At 49.3% G+C, this 11,473-nt stretch carries 8 protein-coding genes; all 8 read left to right on the top strand.

Annotated elements, in window-relative coordinates:
* The first annotated feature begins 189 nt into the window (after positions 1 to 189).
* Complete coding sequence (locus KDK14_RS07970; RefSeq protein WP_257264556.1) at positions 190 to 2,898, top strand: hypothetical protein; 2,709 nt, start codon at positions 190 to 192, stop codon at positions 2,896 to 2,898.
* Positions 2,899 to 3,119: 221 nt separating this feature from the next.
* Positions 3,120 to 3,254: a 50S ribosomal protein L34 gene (gene rpmH / locus KDK14_RS07965; RefSeq protein WP_257264555.1), complete on the top strand. Its 135-nt coding sequence runs from the start codon at positions 3,120 to 3,122 to the stop codon at positions 3,252 to 3,254.
* A 45-nt stretch (positions 3,255 to 3,299) separates the two neighbouring features.
* Entirely contained in the window at positions 3,300 to 3,671 is a 372-nt protein-coding gene (rnpA, locus tag KDK14_RS07960) for a ribonuclease P protein component (RefSeq protein WP_257264554.1), read from the top strand.
* Between the two features lie 34 nt (positions 3,672 to 3,705).
* Complete coding sequence (gene yidD, locus KDK14_RS07955) at positions 3,706 to 4,032, top strand: membrane protein insertion efficiency factor YidD (protein ID WP_257264553.1); 327 nt, start codon at positions 3,706 to 3,708, stop codon at positions 4,030 to 4,032.
* Positions 4,008 to 5,690, top strand: coding sequence for a membrane protein insertase YidC (gene yidC, locus KDK14_RS07950; protein WP_257264552.1), 1,683 nt, complete (start codon positions 4,008 to 4,010; stop codon positions 5,688 to 5,690). Before yidD ends, yidC begins: the two co-directional genes overlap by 25 nt.
* 93 nt (positions 5,691 to 5,783) lie before the next feature.
* A complete protein-coding gene (locus KDK14_RS07945; RefSeq protein WP_257264551.1) occupies positions 5,784 to 8,762 on the top strand; it encodes a LysM peptidoglycan-binding domain-containing protein in 2,979 nt (992 codons plus the stop codon).
* A 66-nt stretch (positions 8,763 to 8,828) separates the two neighbouring features.
* Complete coding sequence (mnmE, locus tag KDK14_RS07940; protein ID WP_257264550.1) at positions 8,829 to 10,217, top strand: tRNA uridine-5-carboxymethylaminomethyl(34) synthesis GTPase MnmE; 1,389 nt, start codon at positions 8,829 to 8,831, stop codon at positions 10,215 to 10,217.
* Positions 10,218 to 10,359: 142 nt separating this feature from the next.
* Positions 10,360 to 11,473: F-box/WD40 repeat-containing protein (locus tag KDK14_RS07935; RefSeq protein ID WP_257264549.1), on the top strand; the 1,114-nt coding region annotated here is incomplete at its 3' end.

Here is an 11,473-nt window from a genome sequence, read left to right as displayed (position 1 = left end):
ATTTTAAGGATGGAATTTTAAATAAGTTGCTCCTCTTGAACACAACCTTGAAGTGTTACGCATCTTCCAAATCAATTTCATCAGAAGGCTGATTGAAGCAACCCATTCCCTCGTGATTATCATCGCTTGCTCTTATGTACTAACTTAAACAAGGTGTTTAACTGCAATCGTATCAGGCAAATAAAATTCATGATGTTAGATCAGCTATCAAGGCTCACAAGGCTCACAGCTGCGCTTGATGCGCAAATGACGATGGGTAACGGACAAACAACAGAACTAACGACAAACCGGGATGCATTCGGGCGATGTGTCAGAGGATTCAGGCTGACACATCAGCAGCTACATCTACGTGGCGGGAGCGACTCCCCTGCGGCGAATGTGCCAGGAAGCAGTGAGGACTCCAGGGACCCGGTCTTTCAACTGAAGCGTTACCAGGCGAGCCCTTTAACCAGGCTGGATAAGTTCGATCAATCTGATAGCTCTGGCGCAGACGGATACTGCGTAGTGGATGCGACCCGATTGCACAATACAATGATTATGCTCAATAAAAGTATTCCAAAATTAATCCAGAAAATCAGTCAGATTACCCTTAACAGAAATTTGTCAACCTTGTCGGAACAGATTCAGCGTTGCTGTTTTAATTGCATATACGTGCAGGATTTATTGAAACTGGATAAACCGCTGAGCAATGGCTGCAATGTCAAAACACTGGAAAGGTGGATGCTCCAATTAGATGATCAGCTTGTGGAGTGTTTACTCAGTTACCAGCCAGACTCAGAGGATGAACAGCAAGAGCTGTTTGCTATGTGTATTTGGTATATGAACCTGCTGCTGATTTCTGAAAGGAGTCAGAGTGCCAACATTCTGGTTATCAGTCGCAAGCTGGCCACCCTTTTACAGGATGGCTCAATCCAGAGTATTGACAAAGAGAGAGCCAGGCTGCGTATTTCCAATACCTTTTCAACCGATGATCCTCCAATGGACGATGAGAGACTGTCTCGGATTATTTTTGGCGAAATAGCAAGTGCTTTAAAAAATATCCGCTGTCTCAGTCTTGATAGTGCCAAATGTGAAAAGCTGCTGAACATAGTTGAACAACTGTTTACTACAGATCCGCTGTTCCAATTGAAGCAAAATGCTGAGGATTTGCACACTGAATGGCAGGAGCTAAAGGAGAATTTGGTCAGCTTGACCAAGTTTATGACCCAGAAACTCAATGCCAAACGACTGGATTTTATTAACGATGGCACATTCAATGAGTGCGATATGCTTTTGTCTATGTTCTGCTGTCTTGGTTTTTGGCCAAGCGCATTGTGCTCGCCGGACATTGGCCTGATAGCTTTGTCGAGGCTATACCAGCACCGGTCATTATCATCTGTCAAGGTGCTGTTGACAAAAATCCAGGAAGTGATCTGTGAGGGGAACCAGGAGAATTCGGCGTTGTATGCCCTTATGGCGTTTCTGTTGGATAATCCCAGTGAGGATAATTTTACCAAGGTCAAGAATAATGACCTGAGATACTATCTGAAAAGTCTGATTTTTTATCTGGACCGACGGGAAGATGATGCTTTGAGCCAGGCGGGCCTATCCCGCTTGCCAGAAGCCTTTTGGTTGCTTGGCAAAATCCATAGGGACAAAGGCGAGTTGACTCAAGCCATTGCCAGTACTCAATCCGCCATTATCCGTGGTGTGGAAGCTGGTAAACTGGAGCTGGCCCTGATGTTGTTAACATTCCCGGAACCGGACCAGTTGAAAATTTCCGGTTTACTCAATGATGTGATGGAACACTATGGGAATTTAGGTGCAATCAAGCTGCAGATTGAGCTGGCAGAGATTCGCGACAGCCTGGAGTTAACTGCCACAGAAAAGGCTCTGGCGAATCCTCCCACATTAAACGATGACTGGCTCCTGAGTGATGAGAAGCCAAAACGGTCATCCGCTGTGGCTCATCGAAATAGAACCAAAGGCAAACGTTATAAACTTAAAAGATCGGGTCCCGGGCCAGGCAAAGGGGAGTGTGCAGCGAGCAACGCCAGCCACAAAACAGGGAGGGTTGATCAAGCAGGCGATGCTGAAAACCAGCCATCAGTGGCTATTTCTCCAGCCGTTGTGGCACAGTCGCAAACCCGATGGCTGTCACGATACGACATGGCGATCCTGAGTCTGTCGGTTACTCACGCGATATCCTGCCGGGGTTATGATTATGCCTATCAGCAGCTATTGGCAGCCAATGAGAAAATCGACTGGGATTTTCAACGAGCCACCATTGCCCGGATGGATTTGTGGCGTCTACGGGAGTTGGCCAACGACCGGCAGCACTTGCAGTTGTTAAGTCAATCCGTTCAGGCAGGGGAGAAAACCTTTGAATTCTCTGTGATACCCCAGAGCAGCACACTGCTTGACCCGTTTGGGTTGACCCGCAATGAGAGCATTACCCTGGCCGCCGATGCTTGTGTGACCCGTGATGCGCTGCGTACTCTGGCGATCGATAAAGCATTGGGCTGGCTCTGCTTTCTCCATTGCGAACCGTTGACAATGGGCGAACTCAAACAGCGATGGCAAGATCATCCGCTAGAGACCGCCAAACAACAGTTAAAAGATTTTGAGCACAGTCTGTCCATCGCGTTTACTACTGCTTCTTTTCTGTCAACGCTTGGGCACCTTCACGGGGATATCGCCCGGGACCGTGCTGATGGTAACGAGGAGAGGCGGCGGATCAAGACATTGGCGGCAGCGTTTTACGAAGCTGCCAATCAGTTCAATGAATGGCGCAGCCGCCTGAAAAATGATGGCGTATTAAATAACCGGATCGCCAGGGCCACCCCCTTGGGTAACCTGCAAAAAATTCGCACAATGCAAGTCAGGCAAGGAAAAATGGCAAACCAGCCGCCGCCATAACAAAACATCTCATACCAGCAGTGCTCCCGCTGATTGACTCAACCGGCAATGACCCAAAACGGAAAGAACGAAACCTGTCTAGTGGAACAGCGGTTGGCATGGTTGGCATGGTTGGCATGGTTGGCAATAAAGAGTACTTCCTGACCAATGCAAATTGACGCTAACTGCGCAATTACTTAGAATGCCGATCTTTTGCCGATCCATCAAAATGAGTAACCACGATGAAAAGAACTTTCCAGCCAAGCAACCTGAAGCGCAAGCGTAACCACGGCTTCCGTGCACGCATGGCTACCAAGAACGGTCGTGCGGTAATCAACCGTCGTCGAGCCAGGGGCCGCAAGCGTCTGTCAGCCTGATCAACTGCCTGTGGCTAAAACTCCCGTGGCTATGAGAGTACCAGTGTGAGCCTACCTTTTGGCCGTGAATCACGGCTGTGCTCCTCGGCTGACTTTAAACAGGTATTTGATACAACGGATATCAAGGTTTCCAGCAGACAACTTCTGATACTGGCAAAAGCCAATAAGCTTGGCCGGGCCAGACTGGGGCTGGTGGTTGCCAAAAAAAATATTCGTACTGCCGTTGGCCGAAACCGGGCCAAACGTCATATTCGGGAAACCTTTCGTCTGCAACAGGACGAAGTCGGTCACCTGGATGTTGTTGTTTTGGTCCGCAAGGAATTCAGTGATCTGAATGACCGTGATCTGAACCAGCTACTCAACCAGCAGTGGCAAAGGTTGCAACGAAAGCTGCACAAATGGGAAGCGACGGCATAACGTTTGGCCGGGCTGTGAAAATGAAGGCATATATATGGGCAGGTTAGCAAATATTCCCCAGGCATTATTGATCGGGCTAATCAAGCTATATCGCTATGCACTCAGTCCTTTGATACCCAATCGGTGCCGCTTTCACCCCTCTTGCTCTGCCTACGGCCTGGAAGCCTTAAATCATCATGGTTTTCTGACTGGTAGCAAGCTTATCTTGCTCCGACTACTGAGGTGCCACCCCTGGCATCCAGGAGGATTTGACCCGGTACCGGAAAAAGATTCTGGTGATCATCGGACACAATCAGACAATCATATTCATTCACCTGAATGTGTGGCGCGGAACTCATGGATTTCCAAAGAACACTCCTGATCGGCGCTATTGCTGTGGTTGGTGTTTTAACACTGCAGCAATGGAATGAAGACTATCCCGGTACGCCGAAGTCGGCATCCGTCACTCAATCCGTATCGAGCAGTCAAGCGGGTTCTGATATGCCGTCGTTGAATGATGGCAACGCTATTCCCTCCACCGACGAGGGCACTGTAAAGCCTTCTGCCCAGCTTATCAGCGTCAAAACCAATACCATCGATGCGCTGATTGATCCGGCCGGCGGAGATATTATCAGCCTGACCCTGCCGCAATATCCTTCATTGTTGCCAGAAGACGGTGAGCCAACGGTGCCTTTTCAGCTTCTGGTGAACAGCCCGGACTGCCAGGGAGAAACCACCTGTGTATTCACTGCACAAAGTGCGCTGGCAAAAACCGATGGCCCGGACGCGAACAACCTTCGCGGGATCTACCACGTGAAGCAAGCCAATTACACCCTTGAGGATGGTGAGAACACCTTGAATGTTGATCTTTACAAAAACACCGACGGGGTCGACATTACCAAAACCTTCTCCTTTTACCGCGACAGCTATGATGTCCTGGTGAATTACAAGATTGTCAATAACAGCGACAAGGTGTGGCGCGACCAGTTTTATGCCCAGCTGAAACGGGATAACTCAGAAGATCCAAGTCAGCTTGACGCCAAGGCACCAATGAATACTTATCTGGGCGCGGCGGTTCGTTCTAATGCTGAGCCGTACACCAAACTGCCGTTTGATGAGTTTTCTGAGAAGCCATTCGCCCAGAGGGTTCAGGGCGGTTATGCCGCCATGCTCCAGCACTATTTTGTCAGCGCCTGGATTCCCGACCAGCAGCAAGCCCATCAGTATTACACCAAGCAGAACAAAGATGGCTACCACTTCGTTGGCTTCTATGACGACGCCATCGTGGCCAAACCGGGTGAAACCATCGAGACCGGGGCAATTTTGTATGTTGGCCCGAAGAACCAGGAAAACCTGAAGTCCCTGTCGGATGGCCTTGAGCTGACCGTTGACTACGGCATGCTCTGGTTCCTGGCCCAGCCATTGTTCACCATCCTGAAGTGGATTCACTCCCTGGTGGGTAACTGGGGATGGTCGATCATTCTTCTGACGGTACTGGTCAAGGCGATATTCTATCCATTGAATGCCACCAGCTTCCGATCCATGGCGAAAATGCGCAAGCTGGGGCCAAAGCTTCAGGAGATGAAAGAGAAGTATGGTGACGATCGCCAGAAAATGTCCCAGGCCATGATGGAGCTGTACAAGAAGGAGAAGGTTAACCCCATGGGGGGCTGTCTGCCGATTCTTGTCCAGATGCCGGTATTCATCGCCCTGTACTGGACCCTGCTGGAGTCGGTGGAGTTGCGTCAGGCACCATGGCTGGGGTGGATTCACGATCTTTCCCAGATGGACCCCTATTTTATTCTGCCACTGATTATGGGGGCTTCGATGTTCATTCAGCAGCTGCTGAACCCGACACCACCAGACCCCGTGCAGGCTAAAGTGATGAAAATGATGCCGGTGATCTTCACCTTCTTCTTTCTGTTCTTTCCGGCGGGTCTGGTTTTGTACTGGGTGACCAACAACGTGCTGTCGATTATCCAGCAGTACATCATTACCCAAAAAATCGAAAAAGAAGGCCGGGAGGCTGTCCGGGAATAGCGCCTGAATTTTCTACAGTTACCCATGGCTGAACCGATAAACAGTTAGTGACTGGGGCTTCCCACGTTGAGCTAACTGGATAAGATCAGCAACATGATAAAAAAACTGATAAGCACAGCCATAGTAAGCAGTGTTATCGGGAGTGCATCGGCCAACCCTGAGCTGGGGTATATGACGATTGGTACTGATCAGTACCAGCTATTCAATGCAACTATTGCCATTGATGCCCTGCCGTCAGAACTGAACAATAAGAAGCTCAAAGTAAAGCTTGGGTCCATTACCGACTTTCACCGGCATAATGTTGAGTATGACAAAGAGGTTTCCAGCCTGCGCTTTAAAGTATCCAGGGGGAGTGATGGCAAGCCGCAGATCAGGGTTCGCTCTGTTCGGGAAATTACTGCCAGCCAACTGCAGGCTGTAATCAAGTTGACCGTGGGAAGCCAAAAAATATATGGCATCTATGATTTCAAGTTAACGCCCGGCAGAAAACGGCAGGTCACCTTAAATCTGCTTAATACTGACCATAAGCCTGAGCGGTCCCTGATTGGCGAACAGCCGACACTGACTGCCAAAAAAAAGTACTCTACTGTTTATCCGTTGCCCTCTGAAACCAGAGTTACTGCTCTGGAAAAAGAAGTTCATGCTACAGCTGGGCATTATCGGGTAAGAAAGGGTCAAACCATCAGTGGAATTGCCATGGAGCTGTTGCCTCGCTATCCGGAGGTTGCAAGCTGGAAGGCCTTGATGACCAAGTTGGCATTCCTGAATCCAGAGGCATTTATTAATGGTGATATCAATAAACTGCGAGCTGAAGCCAAACTGAAATTACCCGGAATTGCTCAGGCAGTTAGTAAAAATCTTTCAGAAAAGTCACAGTTTGCATACAGTAATTCTCCCTCGGACACCCCACCAGTCCAGGGTATAAGCTCAACAATTATCATCAAAGATCTGCCAGAAGCGCTTGCAGGTAAAGATAATCTCAAAGTTCAGCTGGGCTCTATTACCGATTATTACCGGCAAGGGATCGATTATGATTCGCAGGTTAGCGATCTTAAGTTTGAAATAGCCGCCAATAGCCGCCAGGAAACAGTGATCAAGGCGAATCTGATAGGTGAAATCAGTGCAACGCAGTTGATTGCAGTGGTGAAGATATCTGCCGGTAGAAATAAAGTCTATGGCCTGTATGAGCTGCGTGGGCAACAAATTACTTTCAACCTGTTGGATACAAAAACCGGTAAAAAGCCACAAATTGTAAAAAACTCCCCTTCTGTAAAAACACCTTATGAAGTCGCCAATAAGCAGGCACTCGAAGAGCTGCGCAATAAACTGAAGAGTTATGAGCAGGCAAAGATGCCTGATAATAAGGACATCTGGTCGTCGCAGGCTAATGGTGACGCCGCCAGAGCAACGGCGCTGGAAGCATTGCGCAAGAAATTCGCAGAGTATAAACAGGCGCACAAAACTGCAACCAAAAGCCGTTACTACAATGCAGCAAATCAGGAAAAGGCTCAAAAGGCAGGTTATCAACCCTTTTCGATGTCAGGGCAAAAAACGTATCAGGTTGTTAAAGGTGACACCCTGAGCACTATTGCCGTGAAGCTAAGCAAGTCTGCTCCGGGCGGTTGGAGGGGGGTAATGAAACGTCTGGCGAGCAACAACCCCGGGGCATTTATCGGTGGTGATATTAACAAGATACGCGCAGGCACTGTGTTAAACCTCCCGGCAGCAGGTCATTATAATGCCCGGACTGGCGACAACTTGATGACAGGTGAGAAAACTTACCGGGTTGCCAGAGGTGACACCCTGAGCACTATCGCCGTGAAGTTAAGCAAGACTAATCCGGGCGGTTGGAGAGGGGTAATGAAACTGCTGGTGAGAAATAACCTGGGCGTATTTATCGGCGGCGACATTAACAAGATACGGGCAGGAACGCTGTTAAAACTCCCTGAAGCCAGTGAATATAACCATCTTTATAAAGTAGCGGCGGGTGACAATGCCAGCACGATTGCCTGGCGAATGCGGTATCAATACCCCCAGCCTGATGGTTGGCGAGGGGTTATGCAACAGATCGTTCATATGAACCCTGAGGCTTTCACTGGCGGTAATCCAGACAAACTTCTGGCCAATGAAATACTGGTTATGCCCTACTCTGGAGGTGTCAAGATTAAGGCTGAATATCAGGAATTGCCCGGGAAACAATTAGCAAGAAAGAAATCAGGCATTGATCATTCCAGCAAGCGACAAAAAACACGGCAAAAGTTGGCAAAAATAGTCAGAAAGAGATCCACCCTCTCTCAGCAGCCAGCAAAAGCCCGGACACCAAATACCAATAACGGTCAGTGGGTAAAATCGTATCAGACCCTGGCAAAGCAAGACAGAAAGAGGTTCTCTCTTACTCAGGAGCCAGAAGCGCAGGCATCCAATGCTGACATTCACAGGAAGCCACAAAAAACGCATGAGCGGTTGGTAAAGCTAACCAGTCCATCGACGCCTGAAAAGCAGCCTGTTCAGCACACGTCAAAAACCACTTATAAAGTCACTGAAAGCGAAAGTCTTGCGGCTATTGCCAATAAGCTGATACCAGAGTATCCACAGTTTGGCAGCTGGTATGAATTACTCCGGAAACTGGCAAAGCTAAACCCGTCACTGTTTGTGAATAATAATATTGGTGCTATCAAAAAAGGGACTGTATTGCAGCTACCGGAGAAAAAGTCCGGTAAAAAGATGGATAGTATATCGACACAATCCAAGCCAGCAGAGCGTAATAAAGATCAATCCACTGGCGAAAGAAAACACCGGAAAACCACTGGAAATGTGACCGTCCCGGCATATAACAAAATCAGCAACTCATTGTTATCAAGAGTCGATAAATTACAGGTATACGAGGTACCCGAAGGTTATACCATCAGCATGGTGGCCATCAGGTTGTTACCTCTTTACCCGGACTATGACAACTGGACATCCTTGATGAAAGCAATTTATGAACTCAACCCTGATGCTTTTATCAACAGCGATATCAACAAACTCCGTAACAATAGCCGCTTGAAATTGCCCGATAAGATAAGCTCGTGACCCTGTACTAATACCGGTACCGGGCATAGACTATCCAACCGTTTGAGCAGTTACCAATGGCGCGTTATGTCTGATTTCAGCAACCTTCACCAGGATACCATTGCTGCCCGGGCCACAGCCCCCGGTCGGGGAGGCGTAGGTATTATTCGAGTGTCGGGTCCTGCTGCCCTGGCTGTGGCAAGAGAAGTACTGAAGCTGGAGCCTGAGCCACGCTTTGCCCACTACACCCCATTTCATGATGCTCATGGCCAGATACTGGATGAAGGCATCGCGCTGTATTTTCCCAACCCTGAATCCTTTACCGGTGAGGATGTCCTTGAGCTTCAGGGGCATGGTGGCCCCACCATCCTTGATATGCTTCTGAAACGCATTCTGGCGCTTGGCGTCCGACAGGCAAACCCGGGAGAATTCTGTGAGCGGGCTTTTCTCAATGACAAACTGGACCTTGCCCAGGCTGAGGCCATTGCCGACCTGATCGACAGCACGTCAGAGCAAGCGGCACGTTCAGCCTTGCGCTCACTCCAGGGCGCTTTCTCGCAACGGGTCAATGCACTGGTTGAGTCGTTGATCGAGCTGAGAATTTACGTTGAGGCCGCTATAGACTTCCCGGAAGAGGAGATAGACTTCCTGAACGATGGCAAAGTCACCGGTGAGTTGGCCAGTATCTCGCAACAACTTGCTGAGGTTATCCGTGAAGCGGGCCAGGGAGCGATTCTCAGAGATGGTATGACCGTAGTGATTGCCGGTCGACCCAATGCCGGCAAATCCAGCCTGATGAACGTGCTGGCTGGCCGAGACACGGCCATCGTTACCGATATTGCCGGGACCACCCGGGATATATTGAAAGAGCATATCAATATCGATGGCATGCCCCTTCATGTGATTGATACCGCTGGTCTGCGTGAAACCGAAGACACAGTGGAACAGATTGGTGTGGAGCGGGCGTTTAAAGCCATTGAAGAGGCTGACCGGGTATTGTTGATGGTGGATGGATCATCAACCGACGCAACCCATGCTCATGTCATCTGGCCTGAGTTTGCTGACCGTTTGCCAGTACAGGAGAAACTGACGATCATTCGCAATAAAATCGACCTTACCGGGGAGCAGTCGGGGTTTTCAGAGGTTGATGGTGTTCCGGTTATACGTCTGTGCGCCTGTAACGCCCAGAAAAACGAGCACGGAGTTGCTGTTCTCAGGGAGCACCTGAAAACCTGTATGGGATTTGCAGGAGCAACGGAGGACAGCTTTTCTGCCCGGCGTCGCCATCTGGAAGCACTGCGAAAGGCGGGAGAGTATATTGAGAACGGCCGACAGCAACTGGAGCATCTTGGCGCAGGAGAACTTCTCGCTGAGGACCTTCGCCTTGCTCAGAAGGCCCTGGGGGAAATTACTGGCACCTTTTCCAGTGATGATCTGCTTGGTCGCATTTTTTCGTCCTTCTGTATTGGCAAATAATCGGCGAAAATTTAAACGCCGGAGTGTTAGCAAAATAAATAATTCAAGTTTATCCTGACAGGGTTTCCACCAGCAGTGAAATTCTGATCTATGGTATTTTCCGGGAAAGAACTTCAGAGTTGTATTATCGGTCAAAGGTCGTATGGAAAGTAATAATATCCCTACGGTCTCTGCTCACCGCTACTGCAGTGCAAATTCATCGTGCGGCAAAACCGCAGAAAAAATGGCGCAAGGGGTTTCAGTTGTTCCACCAGCACAGGTGTCACCTTTACTGGCATTGCCAAATGAGCTTCTGTTTGAAATTGCCAACTACCTGCCCTTCGCTGATTTTTGTCGCCTGGCTATAACAAGTAGACGACTAATTATAGTTTTTAACACCGAAGAACGACTGAAAAAACTATCTGGCCTATACTATGGCCCTACCTCTGCCACCTATAGACAAACAGTTGAAAACAAGGATATACCTGCTGTTCCACACCATAACATTGATGACCGTTTATTACTGCTGACTTATTTTCGACGCACAAGCAATCAATACCTGACTCTCCTTGGCAATAATACCGGGAAAACCTGCGTGATGACCCTGAATGGGCATACCAACTGGGTGAGGTCAGTTACGCACTTGGCTGATGGGTGGCTGGCTTCAAGTTCTGATGACAAGACCATCAGAGTGTGGGATCTGAGCAAGCCAGATTGGCAGCAATGCGTGGTGACGCTCAGGGGACATACCGCTGATGTATTATCAGTTATCGTGTTGGCCGATGGGCGGCTGGCTTCGGGGTCTGATGACGGTACCATCAGAGTGTGGGATCTGAGCAAGCCACATGGACAGCAATGCGTGATGACGGTCAGTGGACATACCCCTGATGTAAAATCAGTTATCGTGTTGACCGATGGTCGGCTGGCTTCCTGCTCCTGGGATCGGGTTATCAGGGTGTGGGATCTGAGCAAGCCCGATGGACAGCAATGCGTGGCGACGCTGAATGGGCATGTCGGCTTGGTAATATCAGTCACGACATTAGCCAACGGGCGGCTGGCTTCGGGTTCTACCGACGAAACCGTCAAGGTGTGGGATCTGGGCAAGCCCGAAGGGCAGCAATGCGTGATGACACTGAAAGGGCACACCTGCAGCGTGGGATCTATCACGATATTTCCCGATGGGCGGCTGGCTTCCGGCTCTTACGACAAGACCATCAGGGTGTGGGATCTGAGCAAGCCCGAAGGGCAGCAATGCGTGGTGACGCTCAGGGGACATA

The sequence above is a fragment of the Endozoicomonas sp. ONNA2 genome, from assembly GCF_024606365.1.
Taxonomy (GTDB): Bacteria; Pseudomonadota; Gammaproteobacteria; order Pseudomonadales; family Endozoicomonadaceae; genus Endozoicomonas.
This window is presented reverse-complemented; position numbering and strand designations above follow the sequence as displayed.

Coding starts and splice junctions, on each gene's coding strand:
- rpmH (WP_257264555.1), top strand. CDS start 3,120: ATGAAAAGAACTTTCCAGCCAAGCAACCTGAAGCGCAAGCGTAACCAC.
- KDK14_RS07945 (WP_257264551.1), top strand. CDS start 5,784: ATGATAAAAAAACTGATAAGCACAGCCATAGTAAGCAGTGTTATCGGG.
- mnmE (WP_257264550.1), top strand. CDS start 8,829: ATGTCTGATTTCAGCAACCTTCACCAGGATACCATTGCTGCCCGGGCC.
- yidD (WP_257264553.1), top strand. CDS start 3,706: ATGGGCAGGTTAGCAAATATTCCCCAGGCATTATTGATCGGGCTAATC.
- KDK14_RS07970 (WP_257264556.1), top strand. CDS start 190: ATGATGTTAGATCAGCTATCAAGGCTCACAAGGCTCACAGCTGCGCTT.
- yidC (WP_257264552.1), top strand. CDS start 4,008: ATGGATTTCCAAAGAACACTCCTGATCGGCGCTATTGCTGTGGTTGGT.